13 protein-coding genes and 1 riboswitch are annotated in these 23,464 nt (G+C 46.1%); of the genes, 1 reads left to right on the top strand and 12 read right to left on the bottom strand.

From position 1 onward, the window contains the following. Positions 1–251: 251 nt before the first annotated feature. From nhaC to secA, 3 genes are all read right to left on the bottom strand, one after another. Positions 252–1,808, bottom strand: coding sequence for a Na+/H+ antiporter NhaC (gene nhaC, locus QZT18_RS09215; protein ID WP_294146934.1), 1,557 nt, complete (start codon positions 1,806–1,808; stop codon positions 252–254). 193 nt (positions 1,809–2,001) lie between these two features. Continuing rightward, positions 2,002–2,149, bottom strand: a riboswitch (cyclic di-AMP (ydaO/yuaA leader). 279 nt (positions 2,150–2,428) lie between these two features. Further along, positions 2,429–3,557, bottom strand: a protein-coding gene (gene prfB / locus QZT18_RS09220) for a peptide chain release factor 2 (RefSeq protein ID WP_294146936.1) whose coding sequence is annotated in 2 segments (ribosomal slippage) — positions 2,429–3,481 and positions 3,483–3,557 — 1,128 coding nt in all. Because the reading frame shifts where the segments join, the coding sequence is not laid out codon by codon here. A gap of 71 nt (positions 3,558–3,628) precedes the next feature. Next, positions 3,629–6,286 (bottom strand): preprotein translocase subunit SecA, encoded by a 2,658-nt coding sequence (gene secA / locus QZT18_RS09225; protein ID WP_294146938.1) that lies wholly within the window; start codon positions 6,284–6,286, stop codon positions 3,629–3,631. A gap of 646 nt (positions 6,287–6,932) precedes the next feature. Between secA and raiA the strand changes: the two genes are divergently transcribed. After that, a complete protein-coding gene (gene raiA, locus QZT18_RS09230; protein WP_227032361.1) occupies positions 6,933–7,460 on the top strand; it encodes a ribosome hibernation-promoting factor, HPF/YfiA family in 528 nt (175 codons plus the stop codon). A 118-nt stretch (positions 7,461–7,578) separates the two neighbouring features. On the opposite strand, the gene QZT18_RS09235 is transcribed toward raiA, so the two are convergent. The 9 genes from QZT18_RS09235 to QZT18_RS09275 form a co-directional block, all read right to left on the bottom strand. Next, positions 7,579–12,891, bottom strand: coding sequence for a DUF5057 domain-containing protein (locus QZT18_RS09235; RefSeq protein WP_294146942.1), 5,313 nt, complete (start codon positions 12,889–12,891; stop codon positions 7,579–7,581). Then, positions 12,891–13,685 carry a PilW family protein gene (locus QZT18_RS09240; RefSeq protein WP_294146944.1) on the bottom strand — a complete coding sequence of 265 codons (795 nt, stop codon included), beginning with the start codon at positions 13,683–13,685 and terminating at the stop codon, positions 12,891–12,893. The genes QZT18_RS09235 and QZT18_RS09240 overlap by 1 nt, the downstream gene beginning before the upstream one ends. Positions 13,686–13,861: 176 nt before the next feature. After that, positions 13,862–14,425 carry a type II secretion system protein gene (locus tag QZT18_RS09245; RefSeq protein WP_294146946.1) on the bottom strand — a complete coding sequence of 188 codons (564 nt, stop codon included), beginning with the start codon at positions 14,423–14,425 and terminating at the stop codon, positions 13,862–13,864. Beyond that, complete coding sequence (locus QZT18_RS09250) at positions 14,422–16,836, bottom strand: hypothetical protein (RefSeq protein WP_294146948.1); 2,415 nt, start codon at positions 16,834–16,836, stop codon at positions 14,422–14,424. Before QZT18_RS09250 ends, QZT18_RS09245 begins: the two co-directional genes overlap by 4 nt. 57 nt (positions 16,837–16,893) lie before the next feature. Beyond that, the gene (locus QZT18_RS09255; protein ID WP_294146951.1) at positions 16,894–18,258 is read right to left on the bottom strand and encodes a type II secretion system protein; all 1,365 of its coding nucleotides are present in this window, start codon (positions 18,256–18,258) and stop codon (positions 16,894–16,896) included. A gap of 49 nt (positions 18,259–18,307) precedes the next feature. Further along, a complete protein-coding gene (locus QZT18_RS09260; RefSeq protein WP_294146953.1) occupies positions 18,308–19,390 on the bottom strand; it encodes a hypothetical protein in 1,083 nt (360 codons plus the stop codon). Beyond that, positions 19,387–21,651 carry a pilus assembly protein PilM gene (gene pilM / locus QZT18_RS09265; protein WP_294146969.1) on the bottom strand — a complete coding sequence of 755 codons (2,265 nt, stop codon included), beginning with the start codon at positions 21,649–21,651 and terminating at the stop codon, positions 19,387–19,389. The genes QZT18_RS09260 and pilM overlap by 4 nt, the downstream gene beginning before the upstream one ends. A 104-nt stretch (positions 21,652–21,755) precedes the next feature. Next, positions 21,756–22,499 (bottom strand): prepilin peptidase, encoded by a 744-nt coding sequence (locus QZT18_RS09270; protein WP_366925837.1) that lies wholly within the window; start codon positions 22,497–22,499, stop codon positions 21,756–21,758. 318 nt (positions 22,500–22,817) lie between these two features. After that, positions 22,818–23,357, bottom strand: a complete 540-nt coding sequence (locus QZT18_RS09275) for a prepilin-type N-terminal cleavage/methylation domain-containing protein (protein ID WP_294146976.1) — start codon at positions 23,355–23,357, stop codon at positions 22,818–22,820. Positions 23,358–23,464: the final 107 nt, after the last annotated feature.

A 23,464-nucleotide genomic window follows, 5' to 3' on the forward strand; every position in this document is an offset into this window, starting at 1 on the left:
TATTCATAGCAAAGATATTAACACATTTAAAATGCGGGTGCAATATCTTTTTTCAGGATTTTGTAGTTTTTATCCATGATTATTGTTTTTTATGCAATACAAAAGAGAGAAAACAGCCGGGAAAAGCCGTTTTCTCTCTTAAAATCAAGGGAATCATTCATGATAATACAGGATTCAGGAAATAACCCTCCCCAATCATACCGGTATCAAAACAGACTTCCGGCTCCAGATTTTTCTAAACCGTCCTCGTTTTATTCAAGAACAGTGTCTCCTGTCTGTGAACTCAGGGAAGCCAGCGCAGCAGCCGATTCCTCCATCAGCACAGCCGCTTCGGCGCAGAGTGACGGCTCCGGTTCCAGCGTCGGAGAACTTCCCTTACTACTGCCCCTGATCTTCCAGACAGCCTCCGCATCATTACCGGGAACCGCCTTAAAGATAAAGATGCCGGCAACCGCACAGATAATACTGACGGCGATATTCACATAAGCGAACACAACATATGGTGCAAAACTCAGCGTCGTAAACCCAAACAGTCCCATGTAATAGATACAGCTCGTATTCCATGGCACGAGAGGCAGGATAATGGTGTTGGCCTCCTCAATGGTTCTGGAGAGTACGCTCCTGTGGATTTGCCTCTCATCGTAAATCTCTTTAAACATTGTCCCCATAAGAACTGCGGAGACATAAAAATTCGTAACCACCATGACCGTGAAAATTCCGCATACCAGAGTGACCAGGATGGTGGCCGTATCCGATTTGACCGTCTTTGTGATTTTGGCTACGATTACGTGCAGGAATCCCGCTTCACTGAGTATCCCGCCCAGTCCCAGGGCAAGAACCGCGGTACAGATGGTCGACATCATGGAGGATATTCCTCCCTTGCTCAGCATCGTGTCCACGATCTCCATCCCTGTATCCACCTTGACACCGTTAAAAATAACGGACAGCACTTCCGCCACTCCCGCATGCTGAACCACCATTGCAAGGACAAGCCCCGTAAAGCCGGAAATCAGGATGGCCAAAATAGCGGAGACCTTCTTAAGGCTGAGCACGACAATAAGGATAATGGGAATCAGCAGCAGAATGTTGAAATTATAAAGTCCTGCAAGCCCGCTTCTCACCGAATCGAGAACGGTCTGATCTAACGCAACCTGTGCGTATTTACTTCCGAGAAAGTAAAAAATTACAAGGCTGATAAGAAAAGACGGCCCCGTTGTATACAGCATGGAGCGCACGTGGTAATAAATATTGATATCACTGGCGCTGGAGGCCAGAATGGTTGAATCGGACAGCGGCGAAAGCTTATCTCCGAGGATTGAGCCGGATATGGCTGCGCCCGCAACCAGAGCCACCGGAATTCCCATGCTGGCCCCGATGCTGACGCAGGCCACGCCGACGGTGCCCGCCGTGCCCCAGGAGGAGCCGATACAGATTGACAGCAGGGAACACATGATAAAGGTCAGCGGAAGCAGCATCCGGGGTGTAATAATTCCCAGGCCGTAGTAAATCAGCATGGGAACCGTGCCGCATTTAATCCATGCTCCAATCAGGAGTCCCACAAACAGGAGGATCATGACACAGTCCATGGCCCGTTTCACGCCGCCCATCATCCCCTGCTCCAAATCCGCATAGCGGTATCCGGCCAGCATGGAGATAATAAGGACGAGGAAAATATTGACTACCAGAAGCGGGATTGTGGCAACTCCCGAAGTAATTCCCACCGTAAGAACCACGGCTATTACGGCAAGCACGGCGGCAGATAACAGCAGGCTGGGTTTTCCTGTTTCTCTTTTCATTTTCATCTTCATATTCAATCTCTCCTTCACTGAAAAACTCACAGAAAACAAAAAAAGCACCCGGATATACCGAGTGGCGAAGGTGGATGCAGGTCGAATACATTGTCTGAGTTCAATCAGTCCCTGAAACAAAATAATGACTTTAAAAAGCGAAAGGCACGCCTTACGGGCCTCTCACGGGCATCAGACAAGGGCGCATAAATGCGCTTACCCCTTCCTTCGCCTACGAGATTAGCTGACGGGTTCGGGGAAGAAGGTCCCCTATCGCCATAAAGGCGAATACACCCCAAAAATTGGTTCTCCCGCTGCCGCCGCCCGGTTTGCAGGCTGATGGCATTCGGCGTTATATGTTTTCTGCTGTATATTCTGTTGTTAGTTAAATTTTAACAAAATCGCCATCCAGATTCAAGCATTTTTGGCAAATGTTAATATAAACTTAAATAAATAGGTTACTATTCACTCCGTGCCCAGTAACACGCTGAGCGATGCACAGAAACGGCAAAAAACGCCGCTTCGCGGAATACATCTGAGCATCATTAACAATTAATACGCAAAAACGGGAGGAACGGCACATAGCCCGATTCCTCCCGTTTATTAAAACAATATTATTTAATACATCGACGCCCCGCTGATTACCGCTCCGGAGTCTCCTGGTTCTTCAGGCTGATCCATTTCAGGTAAGCGCTGATAAACAGATCAATGTCCCCGTCCATCACGGCATTGACGTTGCCGTTCTCGACATTGGTCCGGTGATCCTTAACCAATGTGTACGGCTGCATAACATAGGAACGGATCTGGTTTCCAAAGTTGATATCCTTAACGTCACCGCGGATATCGGAAAGTTTATCCGCGTTCTCCTGCTGCTTCAGCAGATAGAGCTTTGCCTTCAGCATCTGCATTGCCTTGTCCTTATTCTGGAACTGGGAACGCTCATTCTGGCACTGTACCACGATTCCGGTTGGAAGGTGGGTAATACGGATAGCGGATGACGTCTTATTAATATGCTGTCCGCCGGCGCCGCTGGAGCGGTACGTATCAATCCGCAGATCGTCCTGGTTAATATCAATATCCAGATCTTCCTCGATATCAGGCATGACATCGCAGGACACGAATGAAGTCTGCCTCTTGCCTGCCGCATTGAAGGGTGAAATACGCACAAGACGGTGCACGCCCTTCTCCGATTTCAGATATCCGAAGGCATTCTCCCCGTTAATCTGAATCGTGATAGACTTGATTCCGGCCTCATCTCCGTCAAGGAAATCCAGTACCTCGGTCGTATAACCTTTCTTGTCGGCCCATCTCTGGTACATGCGGTACAGCATGCTGCACCAGTCCATGGCCTCGGTTCCTCCGGCTCCCGCATTCAGCTTCAATATGGCGTTACAGTTATCATACTCCCCTGAAAGCAGAGTCCTCGTCCTGATGTCCTCCAGACTGCCGATAAACTCATCCAGCATTTCCTGAATCTCCGGGATCATCGCAGGGTCGTTCTCCTCGTATCCCATCTCTATCATTACCTGGATATCTTCGTACTGCTGTTCCAGATGGCGGTAAGTTTCTACCGTATCTTTTAAATTCTTTGCTTCTTTTACTGTTTTTGTGGACCTGTCCGGATCGTCCCAGAATCCCGGTTCCTCCATGGATTTGTCCAGCTCATCGATTCGCTTTACCTTGTTATCCAGGTCAAAGTGAATCCCTCACTTCCACTAAAGTTTTATCATACGTCGATAACGTATATTTGAATTGATCTAATTCAACCATAGCTTCACCCACTTTCAATTTTATATTTTTACAAATCTAACATGATAAACTTATTAAATATCGGGACTTAATCAGTTTTCCTCTTTCTTCTGTCCCTGAGGAAGAATCTGCATCTGAACCGTCTTATTCTTAAGCTCCGGGTTGGAACTCATCTCCTGCAGGATCTTACGGCCGCAGCACTGCTTGAATTTCTTGCCGGAACCGCATGGGCACGGATCGTTTGGATAAATCTTCTTTGCCTCACGCTTCTTCGGAGCCTGAACGCTGCTGTCATCCTTATTCGTTCCCGTAACCTTGGCAGCCGGTTCACGTTCTACCTTCTGCTCCACGCGGATGTGGAACAGGATACGTACTGTGTCTTCACGGATTGCGGCAGTCATACTGTCGAACATCTCATAGCCGCTCATCTTGTACTCGACAAGAGGATCTCTCTGGCCATATGCCTGGAGGCCGATGCCCTCGCGAAGCTGATCCATATCATCAATATGAGCCATCCACTTGGCATCGATTACTTTCAGAAGAATTACGCGCTCGATCTCACGGATCTGCTCTGCTTCCGGGAATTCCGCTTCCTTCTCTTCATAGAGTTTCGTGGCGGCTTCCTTCAGCATATGCTTTAACTCGTTCTTCTTCATATCCTTCTGATCATCGTTTAATGCGATGGTTGGAAGAGGAATAATCGGAAGCAGCAGTGAATTCAGTTCCGTCAGGTCCCAATCTTCCGTCCCCTGTTCATCAGAAATGGACAAGTCCACTGCATTTTCTACAATATCCGTAATCATCTTCATAATTACGGTTCTCATGCTCTCGCCGTTCAATACGCGGCGGCGCTCGTCGTAGATAACCTCACGCTGCTCGTTCATAACTTCGTCGTATTTAAGCAGATTTTCACGAATACCGTAGTTATTGGTCTCGATCTTCATCTGGGCTTTCTCAATGGCATTCGACAGCATTTTGTGCTCGATCTGCTCGTTCTCCGGCACGCCCAATGCACTGAACATACTCATCAGCTTCTCAGAACCGAAGAGACGCATCAGATCATCTTCCAGAGAAATATAGAAACGCGATTCACCCGGGTCTCCCTGACGTCCTGAACGTCCGCGTAACTGGTTGTCAATACGCCTGGACTCATGACGCTCCGTACCGATAATCTTAAGTCCGCCGATGGCTTTCGCCTCGTCGTCCAGCTTGATATCCGTACCACGGCCGGCCATGTTGGTGGCAATGGTAACGGCGCCGTGTACACCGGCATCTGCTACGATCTCAGCCTCCAGTTCATGGAACTTGGCGTTCAGTACTTTGTGTTTGATTCCGCGTCTTGTCAGCATCTTGCTTAAAAGTTCGGAAGTCTCAATGGTAATCGTGCCGACCAGGACAGGCTGTCCCTTCTCATGGGCTGCTACCACCTCATCCACTACTGCGTGGAATTTCTCTTTCTTCGTCTTGTAAACGGCATCATCTTTATCAATACGGATTACCGGCCTGTTGGTCGGAATCACGATAACGTCCATCTGATAGATGTTACGGAACTCCTTCTCCTCAGTCTGGGCCGTACCGGTCATACCCGATTTCTTTTTAAATTTATTAAAGAAGTTCTGGAACGTAATGGTCGCCAGCGTTCTGCTCTCGCGGCGTACATTGACATGCTCTTTTGCCTCGATTGCCTGATGAAGTCCGTCGGAATAACGGCGGCCCGGCATAATACGTCCTGTAAATTCATCTACAATCAGGACCTCGTCATCTTTTACAACGTAGTCCTTATCGCGGAACATCAGGTTGTTGGCACGCAGCGCCAGGATGATGTTATGCTGAATCTCCAGGTTCTGAGGATCGGCAAGGTTTTCAATATGGAAGAATTCCTCTACCTTTTTAACGCCCTGCTCGGTCAGGTTGACTACCTTGTCCTTCTCATTGACAATGAAATCGCCCGACTCTTCAATCTCTTCCCCCATAATGGCGGCCATCTTCGTAAACTCGGCAGATTCTTCACCGCGTTCCAGCTGGCGTGCCAGGATGTCACAGACTTCATATAATTTAGTGGATTTACCGCTCTGTCCGGAAATGATAAGCGGTGTTCTTGCCTCATCAATCAATACGGAGTCAACCTCATCGATGATGGCATAGTCCAGATTTCTCAGAACCATCTGTTCCTTATATATAGCCATGTTGTCACGAAGGTAGTCGAAACCGAGTTCGTTGTTCGTAACATAGGTAATATCGCAGTTGTATGCCGCACGGCGCTCATCGGGCGTCATGGCATTCAGTACCACGCCGACGGAGAGTCCCAGGAATCTGTGGACCTCACCCATCCACTCGGCATCTCGTTTTGCCAGGTAATCATTGACCGTTACGATAAATACACCGTTTCCGGACAGCGCATTCAGATATGCCGGAGCCGTGGATACAAGTGTTTTACCTTCACCGGTCTTCATCTCGGCGATACGTCCCTGATGTAAAACAATACCACCAATCAACTGGACCGGGTAGTGTTCCATGTTGAGGACACGCCTTGCCGCTTCTCTGATGGTGGCAAATGCCTCCGGCAGGATGTCGTCCAATGTTTCACCCTTCTCCAGACGCTCTTTGAACTTTCTGGTGTTGTCCTTCAGTTCTTCGTCCGTCAGCTTTTCCATCTCAGGTTTTAAAGCAACGATTTTATCCACAATGGGGTAAATCATCTTTAATTCACGCTCGCTGTGAGTTCCAAACATTTTCTCTATCAGATTCATGCTTTACTCTCCTATTTTCTATCATTATTTCTATTATCATCATTGCAAGCTCTTCTATTCATGCCAAAACTGCATACTTATAGTTATACAATCTTACTTATTCTAACACTAACAGGCGTTTTATTCAACGACTTCATAAATTTTTTACATTTTGTCCACATCCAATTAACGGTATCCTTATTTTTACAGTGACATAATTCGTCACATTATGGTAAACTTAGCAAATTGCACAAAAAACTTGTTCTATTCCCCAGTTATCCACATTATCCACACCGATTTCGTCGAAAATGTTGAAAAGTTATGCACACCGCACCTTGTCCATTTTAGGGGAAAAAGCAGTTATACACCGACTTATCCACATTATCCACATCTTTTTTATGTTTATCATCATCTTTCCCCATCCAAAGTTCCCTATCCGTTTTTTTGTGTATATCTCATAAACTTGCATATTTCGACAAAAAATACAAAGATTAGCCTTGACAGAATTTCTTTGTTTTAAACCGTTTTGCAATGGTTTTTTCTACAAATAATTTAAACTTTTTAGAAAAAATTAACAATAATTGTCTCGACAATTTTACTTTCATCATTGAATTTATTGAATAAAAGTGGTATACTATAAACATCCCAAGAAAAAGGAGCGATGTGTATGCGTTATAAGATTACTGGAAGAAATATTAATGTTACCCCGGGGTTAAAGGCAGCAGTTGAGGAGAAAATCGGCAAATTAGAAAGATACTTCAATCAGGACACAGAAGCAATTGTCACATTAAGCGTTGAAAAAGAACGTCAGAAAATTGAAGTTACCATCCCTGTAAAAGGCACTATCATCCGTGCAGAGCAGGAAAGTAACGATATGTACGTATCCATTGATTTGGTAGAAGAAATTATCGAGCGCCAGCTCAAAAAATATAAGAACAAGATTGTCGACAAAAAACAGGCCGCCATCGCTTTCTCCGATTATTTTATGAATGAAGAATACGAATCAGATGATGAAGTAAAGATTGTCAAAGTGAAACGATTTGCAATGAAACCGATGGACCCCGAAGAGGCATGTGTACAGATGGAACTTCTCGGACATGCATTCTACGTATTCTTAAACTCCGAGACCGAGCAGGTCAATGTAGTTTACAAGAGAAAAGGCAACACCTACGGACTGATCGAGCCGGAGTTCTAACATCCGCTCTGATACTTTGAAAACAGAATCGGTACAAGCCTGACCCAGAATTGGGACAGACTGCAAAAGAGGAGAGAACCATGAATGTGGCTCTCTCCTCTTTTGCTGCGGCTGACAGCTAATCAAGCTCGAATAAATTCCGTTTTACAAAACGTATCTCCGCATATATGCTGTCCGGCCTGAGTGTTCCCGTCTCCGCTGCCTTTGGACCGATTATCATCGTCATCCCGTCCATGTCGTCCGGGATTTTTCCGTCTCCTTTATCCCCTGTAAAACGAAGCGTATACCAGATATCACTTGCCCCGCTTCCCATGCTGCCCTTTGTTCCCTGCTCCCCTGCAATCTTGACAACGGGGAAGTTCGAAACACCGTTTTCCTCCGGAAGGCCTGTCAATGTGTATACTGTCTCATCGAACTCATTCACCGCCGGCAGGCCGTTTTCTGCCTTTTCACCCTTTTTACCAATTGTAAGCGGTGTTGTCTCACCGTCCGCAGCACTTATTTTCTGGACGCGGAAGGAAAGCTCCAGCGTCTCGTCATACTCATCGTAATAACAGGTATAACGGTTCGGCGCCCCGGCATCCTGGGCCAGCTCAATGCCGGAAACAGTTCCCCCCTCCCGGACTACGGTATCGTAGTAGGTGGTTTCTTCTGTTTCGCTGTTGAGGGCGGCGTAGATGGTGTTGATGAAGAGTTTCATTTCCATGTCGGGAACGAGCTGCGCATCATCGGAATCTGTGCCCTCTGTCACATCGTAGAGAGAAAAACCGGTGTAATAAATTTTGCCTTTGGAGTAGAGGTAATAGTTATTTCTTGCATCCCTGACGGTTGTGTCGAAGTATTTCGACTCGTCATCTTTACCCGAACCTGCAAATGTATACCAGACGGTCACATCATCAATTTTCCCCTTCCCAAGCTCCCTTTCCAGGTCAAGCTGGTAGTAGGGCGCATGATTTTTGGCAACCTTTACTTTCGCTTCGGAAACCTCGTCGAAAATCATAAAGGGATATAATCCGATTTGTCCTTCATTCAAAGGTTCAATATACTCCGTACGCGGTTTTACTCCTAATGCGAGATTCAATGAGAGCTGTGTGTTATACGGCGAGGCCGTGTTGACTAATGATGCATAACTGCTGCCCTCTTTCGGAATAAACGCATACTCTAACAGGGCTCCGTTGGTAAATCCCTGCAGTTCTTCTATCTCGGTCCAGCGTCTGCTGCTGCCTTTGTCTCTTTTGTCTTTGGGTTTTATATCTGTGGTTATGGCAAAGCGATCCATACCCACGGTGTATCTGAGTTTTTGAGTGAATAAATAATTCCATGCGTTTTGAGATGGATATAAGGAATCTCCTTTTCCTGCTACATTGTTCAGCACGTACTTAGTTTCGACCGGATTTGCACTGTCTCCGGCGACTTTTTTCTGCCACACATAACCATATAAGTTAGTAACGTCTTCCTCCAACCGGATCGCTAAATAGTCTTTTCCATTAGACTTAAACTTATAATATGTATCTCCTGCTATTTTAATTGGGTTCTTTTCATCTACAATATCTTTGGAAATCGCTTCGTAACTCCCCAGTGCCGAATGCAGGTCTTTTACATTAAAAGAATTCCTTCCAATAGTAGTCGTCTGAAGATTGCCATTACTCTTTTCATACAATGCTCTTAATTCATCTTCTGTTACATAACCAGTATGTGCGTAATAATAATAAACCCAACTCCATGTGCGGTAAATCATACTTCCAAATTTCTCATAGAAGTCATATGCCGAAACCGAAACATTCTTTTCTCCTGTCGTCTTTACGGATCTTCCCCCACCATTTATCCAGTCAGCAGAAGATATATTCCACCCTATGTACAAATCAGAAATTTGTCTTCCGTCATTTGCATCAGTCGGCCTTATAACTGCTTTATAGGACCCTGCTTGTTCGACCACTGAATGTAATCCTTCCGGATCGAGGTAAACAGTTCCTTCTCCTATGTTATGATTATTATCTTTCCACTCTTTCTCATTTTTCCCTAAATAGTCGTTATACTGTTCTTCACTGATAAGCACTCTCTTATAATTCGGGTTGGATTCAGTTGGCTTTTCCTGCTGCCCTTCCTGGATTGTCATATTGCGGTAATAATAATCCACTTCTTCAGGAGCGTAATAGTTCTCTGAGTTGACATACGAAAAAGCATCCCCTGTAAAAATAATTGGTTTTTTTAACTCTTCTGAGTAACTCTTTAAAACCTTTTCAGCCTCCTTCGTATCCAGATCAATTATATCTCCCTTCAATTCAGAAGAAAAATCGGTACCGACCACAATTAAATCATAACTGGATAATGTGGTTGGATTTATTTCCCCACCTGCGCAAGCCGCGGCAAAATCGCCCTCAGATATCGTTTCAAAATCGCCGTTTTCAAAATCGAAATGATACTCACCGCCATTTTGTTCCGCTTCTTCTATCAATCGGGTAAATTGGGGATTTTTATCCAGCGTTTTTCCTCCAATCGTATCCGAGTATGGTGTAATCTGAAGTACTTTTACATCTTTCTTTTTCAAATCCGGCCGCATGTATCCGGTCCACACACTATAAAGAGGATTCTTTTTGTCAAGTGTGGATACTTTCACTTGAAACTGACATATTTCTTCGATTGAATCGACCGGCATAGGTGTCGTATAGCGTCCTGTGATCCTGGCTCCCTCCACAGTATAATCATTTGGAGACAAATCCGCAAAACGGCAGGTAAAAACCTGATCGTTTTTAATAGATGCACTGGCATTATTATGTGCCCCCGGCTTTCCTGAAGTGGATGCTCCATCTCCTTCTTCATCAAAATAACCGTCACCATTGCGATCCACGATAATTTTCATGATAATATTTTCGGCTTTGTCCCCCAGGGGCATTTCAATTGCATAGTCAAATGTCAGCGTATTCGATTTAGCTAAAGTATTCAACTCCGGCCTTGTATCCGAATTCCACCCCTTCTGTATAACCGCAGTTACAACTTCATCATTCTCATCTTTTATAAGCTCAGAATCCTTAATAATAACAGAACTCTTAAAATCTTTTTTTAAATCTACTGTTTTCGTAGTTGGATTTGTTATCTTTGAATCCATCAATATCAGCTTATCAAAATAAGACTTATCCAGGCTTTTATTGTAGTAATCCTTTACATCTTCTATCCCATATAGTGCAAAAAGCAATCTGGAATCAATATCACATTCCGCATTATATGGGTTATTGTTCATATCGATCCATTCGAACTCATTGATTTGTTTCTCAGCATCAGTGCTAAGCTGTTCTGTAATTATAACCGGCTGTCCCGATTTTACAAATTCTGCTAATTGCTTTTGCATAAATTGGGTCACATCATCGCCGCTGAATCTCGCCTTACTTACTGTAGTGTCTGCCCCCAATGCTTGAAGTTCTAAAGATAATTCTACGTTTTTAAGAAAATACTCTCCCGGCAATTTACTCCATTTTTCGCGTAATAATGGATTCCAGTTCGTGCTGCCGCTGCCTGTTAGAGGATAAGAGCCTGTATTTAATGATACTCCTGATGTTTTCTTAGTTATATCAATATCAAATCTTTCTTTAGTTGTATAGTCATTTACAAGTAGACCATTGATTAAAGTCTGAGGAATAATTGCATCATCGGAAAAGCCGTTACTACGGTACTTTACACTCTTTGAACCGCCGCCACCAGATGAATTCAGCAGCGATGCGTCATCTCCTATAAGTATCAAGTCATACTCTGCGACGAGATCTACCGCCATACCATTCAAAGTATTCGGCGTTACGTATGTAACTGATATGTCATCCTCGTCAACTCCAATTGCCGTTGCAAGTTTTGGAAGGTTGCCCGGTACTGAAAGCCAATAATTATTACATGGCTCTATTTCCAATACCTTAACAGAGCCATCTGTTGCATCTTCCGGTGGCCCGTCAGGTGTTACAACACCTCCAAGCAAAATCTCTTCAACATCTATCTGATGCTTAGAACTGTCTGCTAAAAGAACCGGTACAAAGGGATAACTTATCCAACCTTCCATATAGCGTATTACATTATCCCACTCTGTTTTTCCGCTATACCCTCCATTATGCAGCACGTCATACCCAACTTCATATTTATCTTCGAGCTTACAAATCTGCTTTTTTTCGTACTTTGTCCGGCATTCGACAAACCACTGATACTCCGATTCTGTAATTTTGCCTGCATTGTCTTCCTTATCTCTCAGAAGTTTTGCATATTTTAAAATATCATCCCATAAATCAGAATCTATAAACTGATAAAACTGCTCATTTGACTGATTGGCCATTGTTCTAAAGTTATTTAGAAATGTTTTCAAGGCACCTGAAGGAGAATATTTGTCTGATGGATTATAAATAAAATATTTTAGTTTCTCAAAACCATCTACAAAACTTGTGCGGTTAAGTAAAAGTGCATCATAAAATAACTGTTCGTTCCAAACTACCTGTCCATTAAAACTCCCCGTAGTGAGCCCGTTCCCGTTGACTGCAGTAGTAATCATTTTACTGATTCCATCATCAACATATGCTTTTCTGGTCAGTTTAGATAGGAGTAAAATTAATTTGTCTATATTATTTTCTGCATTCCCTGAGGTTTTTTCTGACGCAACAATAGTCGCCTTGTTATTTGTATATGCATGATCTAAGATAGCCAGTACCACGTCCCATTGCATATCCATTGACTTCCATGTCACGCCATTATCTTTTGATATCTGTCCTTCGTAAACAGCTTGTCCTCCATCCAAAGGGCTAATGACCGCTCCATTCTCTGTCCTCAACATAACGGCAGGATTGTTATATTTCCAATAAACGTACAGAGGAGTTTTACTGTAACCATTATATTTATATGCAGTTTCATTACTTTGCACCACGACCAAATCTGCTGACTTTACGTCTTGAACCGTTACATCACACGCACTTTTGGATTGAACTTTCACTTTACCCGACCAATCGTCCGGATTACCACTATCTCTGCAGAGAATCTGCTTAACAAAAGTATCTTGGTTGCTATAGCTTTTATTTTGAACCTCTCTTACCAGGCCTGAAAATTTAAAATCAATATCAAATGTATTGTCCTGATTCGTATTCTCCCAATAATGTTTCTCATCATTAGCAGCCTCGTGATACAGTCTGATTTTCTCTGCCGATACCGGTTCCTGGCCGCTAACAGTATATCCCCACTGTCCCTGACCTTCATATGGCACAATTTCTAAAACCACAAACGGATGTTCCTTACTATATTTAGTCGGATCTATTCCGGCCTGGGCTTCCTGAAACCATCCTGGAACAAGCGCGATCCCTCCAGCCAGCACGCAAATCGACAGAATCACAGCCAGAACCTTCCATACCGTATGCAGTTTTTTCCCATCTATCGGGAATTTGTTTTTCTTTTTCTGTACACGAACTTCCATTACTGCCTCCCATCCCCGCCGTCACTGCTGCCGTTCCACCACAGCACAGCCAGCTTGTTTCTTGGAGTCGCACTGGTATCTACGGAATAGCTCTTACTGTCCAGATATTGGAATGTGATTGCAAAATCCACAGTTACTTTTCCTTCAGTTTTATAAAAATACCCTGCGTCACCGATCCGCTCTTCCTGTGTCAGTACAGGATAAATCGTAAACTTCAGTTCCTGCACCTTATCGCTGATCAGGTATTCCCGTCCTTTGCCCGCGTTTTCTTCAAATGCTTTCCTTACCGTATCAGGAGAAAGCGCTCCCAGAGACTGGAGCTTCTCTTCCTGCCCGTCTTCTTCCTCGCCGTCTTCCTCTCCGGTTGAATTTGGTTCTTCCAATGCACCGGAGTCCTCTTCCGCAAGAAAGCTGCTGTTTTGATACAGACAGTTCGTTTCCTTATTAAACCATAACATTTCACCGCTGAATTTCGCCTTCCCGGCCGCCTCCGTCACTTCACCGGTAAACAGATAGGTTCCTTTCTCCCCTTCGTTGAGGTACAAGGACCTGGCTCCCATCACGGTATTGCTGATTCTCCGGCTGACGGTCTGGCTTTCTGTCTGAATATTGGAATAGGAAATCGCAGAGCGGTAAAGGCGGGTGGAGCTGCCGAACAGGGACGTCATCATTAGTCCGACAATTGCCATAACCGAGATGCCTACTAAAAGCTCTATCAGCGTAAATCCTTTATTTGCATTCTTCCGGCTCTTTTTCCCGGCCATTAATGCCGCTTTTATTTCTGCTTTCTCCATGCCGTCCCTCCTTTCCTTCTCTGTTTATTCCGTTATTGTTCACGCCGCAGAACTTGAGATTTTCACGAAAAGCTCATGAAAACACCTTGTGGAATACCTTCCGAGTGAACAGCAGTTTTATTCCTGCTTCACTTATCTCCGATACCATTCCGCCAACATCTTTTCCTATCTCTAAACTACTGCACCACACCAGCATCGCCTGTCTCACACCGGCCATTTTCCCGGTAAACAGTAAGATACTGCGTTTTTCCAGCCCCGGTTACCGCCAGTGTGCCGGCTCCCTCTATGCAGGAACCGGTATCCCGGTCAAAACGCCAGACGTGGATCAGGGTTCCCTTGGAATCCTCTTCCGCGCCGCTTCCTTCCCCGCTCCCGCCGGACAGCAGTTCATATTTCATAACACCCGAGCGCCCCAGCATAACCTTCTCCGACTGGATCTCCCAGTAAGTATCTTCCTCATCGTCCGATTTCCGTTTTTCTATCTCATGCACGCAGTAATAGTCTTTATCTTTCAGGTAAAGGCTCAGTCGCCACTTCCCGGATTTCGACATGGCGCTTGTCTTTGAGAGATTGATCTGATTGCTGAGGGCGTTGACATACTTTTCTGTTTCCTTCCTCTTTGCCGAATTGGTTCCCAGGAAAAGCATCCCGCTGAGTACCAGTAGAATAGTCATTGCAATGATGAGTTCTATCAGTGAAAAACCTCCGTTTGCCTTATCCTCTTTTCCTGCATTCATCATTTTCCGCCTCCCTGCTCACGCCCGGAGCGGCTCCAGTTCTCTCTGGTTACAAAATCTTCATAGTCATTCAGCACGGTAGATGCCACGTCACTGTAATCATAAAAATATTCTGCTATCTCGTCTCTGTCAAGAATGGGTTCAAAGGTCTGGCCGTCCGCCGTCAGTTTGGCGCTGCCGGTGATTGATATTTTCCCCGCAGCCATCAGCAGGCCGTTATATGTTCCCTCTCCATACACTTCTATATCTTTCGCAGAAACTACAAGGCCGCCTTTCATGGTGTAAGTTCTCCCCAGAGTGCTGACTGCCGCCTCGCCGTCCTCGTCCAGTTGAACCGTTACCGAATCACCGCTCAACAGCACATAGCAGCCATCCACGTCGAGAAATACCGGCTCTCCATTCAGCTTTGCCACTTCATCCACTTTAACATAATTGCCAATCGGAAGGATTGCGGAAAGTCCCGTAACCGCCTCCGCAGCACGGCCGCCCACGCGATCCGTCTCCGCCAGGTTCATTTTCAGGTTGTTAAACGAAGCGTCGAGGTTTCCTATCAGGTTCGCCCATTCTATACTGCTGCTTACGCCGCTCTGCCCTTTCTCCAGAAGCTGGAACAGATGACCGTCTTCCCCTTCATCTTTTCCCGCCACCTGATACAGGGAACCGGATGTATTGATTTGAGTTGAACTGCCGCCGTCCTCTATCAATACGCCTCCATTAAATGTATTTTCCGGACTTTTGCCTCCCGTCATGCCGCTCTTTTGCAGCAGCCTGTCAAAGGAATCGGCTTCATTTTTCAGGTAATCATTGAAATATTTTCTTCTGTCATTTTCCGAGTTGAAATTGTAATAAACATAGACTTTTCCGTTGAGGATTACGGGAACAGCGGGTGAATTTTCTCTGTCATACTCAGAGACTGAGATTCCTTTTCCACTGTCGTCCGCCGCTTTTGGATTATCTACCTTAATCAGATAGTCGGCCTCATTTCCGCCCATGTTCTCGGGAAGTTTTACATGGAGTGTCAGCGTATAAGCATCCTCTTCCTCCGGCAGCAGTACGGGGTTGGAACCTGCCGCTTCTTTCTTCCCGTTCCACTTAAGCGTTATGGAGGACTCCGGCACCAGGTAAATGGTCTGTGTCGCCTTCACAGCCAGGGACTCTCCCATCGGATACACATCCTGGCCTGTGATTGTGTCGTCGAATCTCATATAGGCGCGGCCTGCCAAGATCAGCGTATCCAGCCCGGTCATGTCGAGTTTGCTCCCTCTGTCATTGATAATAATCGCGCTGCTCTTATTCGGCGTCTCTTTTGTCAGCTCCCTGTCGTCTCCCTCGTTGCCATATCCGTAATAGCTGCCCTTTAAAGTCACCGTATTCCTGTCTCCCGACAGGGTCATATCATCCTTAATAAAGAAACTTGCATTTTCCGCCGTAAGTACAGAAGAAACATCCATCCGGATTCCGTCTGCCCATACCCGGCTCTGCGTACCCGTATTTTCATCCGGCGAAATTTTCAAATCCGCGCCCTTACTGACCGTCAGGGTTCCTGCCGATGTAAACAGACTGCTTGCCACCTCTGTTTTGCTGTGTTCAACTGTAAATGATTTGCCATATATCTTCCCGGCAAAGTAATTGTCCGGGCTGCCGGTTCCGTTCACATTGACTTCGATTCCGCCGTTTGCCGCCAGAACGTAATCTAACAGAGCTTCCCCTTCATTCATAAATCTCACATAGGGCGCCGTTATTTTTAAGTCCACGGTGACAGCCGACTCAATCCCTGTTTCGGGATTTGTATACATGATGCAGAAATCCTTGAACAGGATCCCGCTGTAAACCTCTTTTCCGCCGGCGGCAAACCTGCCGCCCGCCATTCCACTTTTCAGCCCGTTTCCGGATGGTTCACTGGCCTGCCCCGTATATTTTTCCAGTACAATCGAACCAATTGATACATCCAGATCCTTTTCCTGTATTGTATCAGAAAAAGACGCCAGTTTTTCTGCCGCATTTTTCCTGTTATTTCCGCTGTTGTCATCCGATAAAGGCATTTCGATTCCCAAAGCCTCATCTGCCAGCAGATCGCTTATAAACCTGGACTTCAACTGCAGATTGGCCTCGTCATTCGTCCGGTAGCCGTCCTTATAAAGCGAGCCCATGACCTCGACATAATTTTCTTTCAGGATATTGCTGGCCATCCTTCCGGTCTGCGCGTAGATTTCGTCCAGCGCCGTTTCCAGATAATAAAAATTTTTATCGGATCTCCGGTTCAGATTCCTCATTTTCACATTCAGAAGAGCCGTGCTTAGGGCCATTACTCCTAAAATGGCAATCAGTGAAACAATCGTCAGCGCCATAATCATCGTAGAACCTGCATTATTCAGTTTTCTTCTTTCCGGCAAATGTTTTAACCGCTTTCCCATTCCGGATCCTCCTGTCTTTTTCTGCTCTGATTCTGACGTATGATTTTTCCATCCTGCCTATTCCGATTTTGTAGAATCCAGCTTCAGTACTTCCCTGCCTCTTTCCGGCTCCCCGGTTTCTGCTCCGGTTCCATTGTAATCCGCCTCATAGACCGTTACAGTCAGATGATAAAGCCTGTTTTCCGCATCCTTCCAGGATACAGGTTCTTTTCCGCCGATATTGGAATAGATTAAAAGTTCCGTGCCTCCCGCCGGTTCTACCGTAACCTTGTTGTCCGTTTCATTTTCTTCATACTGATCCGGATTTGCCGCTACCATGAAAAATTCAATCTCCTCTTCCAGGGAAGAGCCGATATAAATCCTGTCAAACCCGGGAAATCCCGACTCTTCGGCCTCCCTGCCGTCTTTGGCCTCCTCCGACGTCCAGGTATATTTTGTCTCATGATCCGGGAGGAAGAGATAAACGCGGTTAGCCGGAAGCCCGGTTTTCTCATCCTTAACAACGTTCTTCTTTACCGATGCAAAATTTGCCTCGACGGATTCCTCTGCGCTGTAACTATTTCCCTCCGTCTCCTTTACCGTGTACACGGCCTGGGCCTGGACCGTCAGGGTTCCGGCTTCGCCGCTGCCGCCATCCGCAGCAGCCGTTTCCTTTACAAACAGCCACAAATACCGTTTTACATCTTCCTCCGTATATACCGTTTCATCCTCCGAACCGTCTGAATCTTCCGCCGCTCCTTCTCCACTGTCTTCTCCGTCTTCCTCTTCATCCGGATTTACTTTTAAGAGTAACTGGGAGGTCAGGCTTTTATCATCCTTCATCAGGGCCTGCGGTTCAATCACCACATTCTGGAAACCGCTGACATCGGCTATATTGGGCATCTGGTACCGGTTGATGGAATATGATTTCTCTCGGTCTTCGTCCTCCGCCGAATTATACTTCTCATAATCGGCTTCCGCACAGACAAGATAGGCCGCCTTTCCGGAACCTGACGTATCTCTTCCATATTCCGCAGTCAGCCTGTATCCCTGCCGTGAACCGGATGACGGTGGATTTTCATCGCCGCCCTCTTCCCCAGCCGGTGTACCGTCGTCTGAGCCGGATTCGTCCTCCAGCCGTTCCACGCGGTAAATCGTATTCCCTATCATGACATTTCCGCCGGCGCTGTTCCCGCTTCCGTCACCTTCTCCCGGAGTTCCACCGCCTCCGGCCAGAAATGTTTCCAGATTTTCAAACGGATATCCCTTCAGCTCCTCCATCGTCCGCTTTGCCGCATCCAGCACAAGCTCATCTTTCCTGGCTTTTGTATTCATCCTTCTGCTGATCACAAAAGACTGAAGAAGCACGCCTGCCATGATGGAAAGGACAGCAAGCGCGATCAACAGTTCAATCAGCGTAAATCCTCCGTTCCTTTTCTTCATGGCAGCCGTGCTCCTTTCTGTAACCAACTTGGCGTTACTGTTCACTCCATTACTTCAGAATCTCCACATCGCCGGTTTTGCTCTCAACCGCAAACCTCGGTCTCAAATCATCTTCACCGGCCACGGCAATCCGCATTTTTTTATCCGTACGGTTCTCAATCTGGACTTTTACCTGGCTCAAATCGGTACCGCCCATTCTTGGGGAACTGAGAACATAGATGTCCAGCGTATCTCCCTCCGGATACAGAACGTGAGGACGGCCGTTTTCTCCCAGCGTATAGGTAATGCTGTACGATTCGCCGTTCTCCTCTGCGCGGATTACCAAAGTTTCCTCCTCGTTTTTGTCTGAAACCACCTTTTCCCTGTCATCCGGCCCGGCAATCACTTTTGCATTCATGTCGGATGCGGATGGGTAAAGCATGATATAACAGTCATAATCTTTTTTAATCGCCTCTATCTGTTCGACGGTGCCTCCGTCATAAGAAAGGGCCGTTCCGGAGCGGAAGATATTGTCCGTTCCAATGGGAACCGTAATCTTTGGCTCCTCAAATACTCTGCCTTCCCCGCGGATCGCATACTGGTACATTGTAACAGTTGCATCCACCACGTTGGCTTCAGTATTATATGACGCCGAAATATCAGAGATTGTATTCTTGTCCTGATAGGAAAATACATAATCGAGAAATTCTTTCCACTGTTTATAATCCAGTTGAACCGGTATCTGCAGTGTGCTCACGGCCAGAGTATAGGGCGCCATATTTCCCGGGTCCGTTGTCTGGAACTGATAAATGTCTGCGGGATCCGTATAAGACACGGAAACCACCTGTGTGTCGAACCGCTCTTCCAGGCCGGTTACAAACATAATCTGCTGAACCTGTGAGATATCCGCCGGATATTGGGTCAGCATCAGCTGATATGCTTCATTATAATCTTTTGTGTTCTGGATGTACTCATCTTTCTTTGCAAGAATCCTCATCCTCTCGTCATATTCCTGCTGAAGTTCCTCTTTTCTGGTTATCACTTCGGCCGTCTTCTTCTCAAGATTCTTAGCCCCGAAAAACCAGGACACGGCAACTATGCCAAGTGATAATGCGAGGAAAATCAGTTCTTTGTCCCGTGATGTCATTTTCATGATGCTGTCACCCCGCTTTCATTTCCCTCCGCAGCGACTGCGCCTTCCGGAACAGGTGCGGAATCTGCCGCTGGAACGGCTGCTTCCGGCGTTGTATTTGATACCATCCCATCCGGGATGTTAGCCTCTGCTTCGGGAACCGGCTGGGCGGCAGCTTCCGCTGCAGGCATGATTCCCGCATTTGCCGTTATCACGGCTACTTCCGCCTCTGCCGGAGGCGTCTGCGGCTGAATCGGGGGCGTCTGCGGCTGTATCGGAGGCGTCTGCGGCTGTGTCTGTACCGGAGCTTCTGTCAGCGGCACGGCAGGCGCCTGCGGCTGGACTGATGCGGTATTGATCTGTTCCGCCGCAGGAGCAGCGGTATTTTCCTGTTTCAAAGCGGGCGCGGCCTCCGGTACGGCTGCTTCTCCGGCAGCGGCTCCGTCTTTACGGGCTAAACGTTCCTGTCCGTCAATTTGCGCATCGGCGCCTGAAGTGTTTTTCTCCCCAGCTCCGATGGTTTCACCGCCGTCACCTTCCGTATCTCCATTTTCCGTCTTATCGCTGTCCATGAGCCCTTCGGGATCCCAGATATCGCTGTATTCCTCCGGCATCAGATTCCCCAGAGCTTCCGCCCTGGTTCCCGGATTCAGCAGGGAATCCTGGTTAACCAGAATACAGGTCAGGGAGAAGGCAACGGTTTCCTTATCTCCCTCAAATACACTGGAAAGTGCGCTGACTTTTACTTCGGATACATTGGCAATCATATTAAGCTGCTGGATCAGCCTGGCTACCGTCTTCTTTCCCTCCGCCAGTGCGGAAAAGCTCACCTGTCCCTCACTGCAGCTAAAACTCTGGATGGAAATATTGCTCGGCCGGAGCTGTTCGAATATGGTAATAAAATCGGAAAGACTTTCGTTATCCGTTCTTACCATCGCCTGAATCTGTCCGACATCACCATAGCGTGACTGCGCCTGTTTATAGTTTTCCAGGATTGGTTTTACATCCTCCACGGTCAGCAGCCGATTCTGTAGATCGATGGTTTCCATCGCCTCACTAAAGAAATCAACAGCCGGTATTGTAATAATAATCACAGATAAAAACAGCGCCAGAAGAATCATGATGCGGTAGGCCTTTGCCTCCACCTTTCTCCTGATATCCTGTTCAAGCTGTTTGGGAATCATATTCACCGGATCGATCACTGCTCCGATGTTATCCATGTACCTCAGGACTTCTTTCATGGAAAGCCCGGAACTTTCCCTCACCGTTACCTGTTTTAATGCCGTAATCATTTCCACTGGCAGATGAAGCTGGTTCTCAAAGAGGCTGTCCAGTCCTCCGATATGGGAACCGTCGCCGATAATGTAGATAAGCTCCAGCGGCTGATCCACATTGCGCCCCGTATAGTATTCAATGACTCTCTTTATGTTGCTGACCAGATAATAGAGATTGTCGGTCAGTTCATCGCCGTCGTCAAAGTTATTATGAATGAGATGTCTGCGTTCCAGAATCTCCTGCGCATCCTCTTCGCTGCAGTTTTTCTTTTCCATCACCGCCTGTAGCAGTGTAATACTTCCAAAATCCACATGGCGCTGAAGGACCATAACCGTATCGTTATAGATAGTAAGAACGGTGTGTTCTTCGTCAAGCTGAATGACGAGACACGGCTCATCGCCAATCTGGTTGGAAGTGAGCTGGAATACGCTGTTGCCGATATAATCAAGGGATATCAGTTTCAGATGTGCCAGTTTGGCCGCATCATAATAAGACTGCACCATATCGTTCGGCGCGGCCACAAGCATCAGGCGGAGTTTGGACTTTTTCTTTTTACCGGTCCGCTTTTTCTTCTTTTTCGGTTTCTTTTTCCCGGGTTCTTCTCCGTCTTCCTCCTCGGATTCCGGCTCCTCTTCCACTACCCTGGAGATTGTAAAATAGGACAGGACATAATCTGTCAGTTCCACCGGGAAATACTCCGGTGCATTGACCCTGAGGGCAGTCTTCAGTTTTTCTTCGTTCATTTCAGGCAGAATTACTTCTCTGCTCATGATACGATCAGAAGGAAGAGAGAACACTACTTTCTTTGTCTTAATATTGGCATATTTCAGTGTACTGTTCAGGTACTCTCCAAAGCCCCGGACATCCACTATGATTCCGCCCGACACCAGACTTTCCGGCACTTCCTTTGTCAGAAGCCTGTAAACCGTTACACCGCGCCTGCCTTCGGACAATTCCGCAATTCTTATGTGGTTGTCATTCAATACAATTGATAACAGCTTACCCATAAATGATCCTTTCCATTTGTTTTGCTGTCCCTGCGCGATGAAAAAAACAGGTCAAACGGTGAAAATGATACTGATCCGATTGATGCTTTTCTGATCTTTCACCGTCAATTTATGAACTGCCCGATATACCACCGGATTAGTTCCTGCCCCCACATCATGGAAAACCAGATTCCCATGGACAAATAGGGGCCAAATGCCAGCATGCGTTCTTTCCCCTGTATCTTCATCAAAGCCAGATGAATCACAGAACCCAGGATACAGCCGCATGCAAAAGCCAGGATGACATTCTGCCACCCCAGCAGAAGACCGGCCGCCGCCATCAGCTTCACATCACCGCCTCCCATGGCCCTGCCCCTGCTCAGGAGCAGAATCAAAAGGAGCAGTCCGCTGACGCAGACGAACCCTATCCCATATGTAAGCCAGTCCTGCCGGTTAAACCAGAGGTTCACCAGACCGGCAATTCCAATCACAATATTGCATCCCATCGGTATTTCAAAGGTGCGCCAGTCTATGACGCTTAATACCAGCAGGGATGAGGCGGCGATACAGTAGCAGAGTCCCGTTACTGTAAGACCGTTTTTATAAATCAATCCAACCCATAGCAGGCCGTTGGCCAGTTCTATGAGGGGATATTGAACCGATATTTTCTCTCCGCATTTCCTGCACCGTCCACGCAGGAACAGCCAACTGAATATGGGGATTAAATCGTACCATGCCAGTTTGTAACCGCAGTTCATGCAGTGGGAATTGGTGTGGACGACGTCCTCACCTTTGGGGATGCGGTAGATGCAGACGTTGAGGAAACTGCCGATGGTGATGGCAAAGAGGAAAGCAAAAATAAATGTCAAACAATATTTTTCTAAGATCATGGTGTCTATTTCAACTCATATGCTTTCTTTTTTATTGCATACACTTAGAATCAAGGTACGAGGTTTATTTTTCCCATCCCCCATTCTTCTTCACTTTATATAGCATTCAAAAAATAAGTCATATCCACATTGTTCATTCGCAGATTTAATGTAAAGGACTAGAAAAATAGAACGATTTTTCCATTCCTTTACATTAAATCTTTTACTACTCTAGAAAGGAATTGCATGTATAAAAATCACATGCAATTCCCCCAATATTATCTTCCCGAAAGTAAGTACATTACTACCACTACATTCTTAATCGGCCTTGTTCACTGTATCTACTGCTAAGGTAGCACCTATTGTTTCCAAGCCTTCAATTCTCTTTTGATCAGACGTACTACCACAATAAACCATTACCTCATATCCACCGACTGTAAAAACACTATTGTCTCCAACAGTTACTTCTTCACCACCAGTATATTGTATAGCAAAACACATAACGCCTGTACCTGCTAACTTAGACTTCAGGTCAAGATCTAATTTTCCAAGAAGACTATCAAGTTCGACCCCTAGTGGTGTCTTGGTTGATTCCCCAATAAATTGACTTACAGTAAAGAGGTGTACCGTTTCATCATTGACTTGTGTTACCATATAATCATATGCATCTTCATTTGCTAAAGCAGCCTGCAATGATGAATATACAGTATCCATAGCCTGCACGTCCTTCGCTTCTCTCGACTTCTCAATATACTTCATAAACTGTGGTGCCAACATACCTGTCAGGATGATCAGAATCGCGATCGCAATGATCAGCTCGATCAACGAGAAACCTTTGTTATTCTTTTTCTTGTTCATACCAATTTCTCCTTCTTTCTCTAAGAATTTTTCTTAAACCTTTAATTTATATGTAACTGCGTCATGTCGGGCCCACGGCGCCAGTTAGATATCCCTTACCATTTTCA

The sequence above is a fragment of the uncultured Clostridium sp. genome, from assembly GCF_900547735.1.
Classification (GTDB): domain Bacteria; phylum Bacillota; class Clostridia; order Lachnospirales; family Lachnospiraceae; genus Otoolea.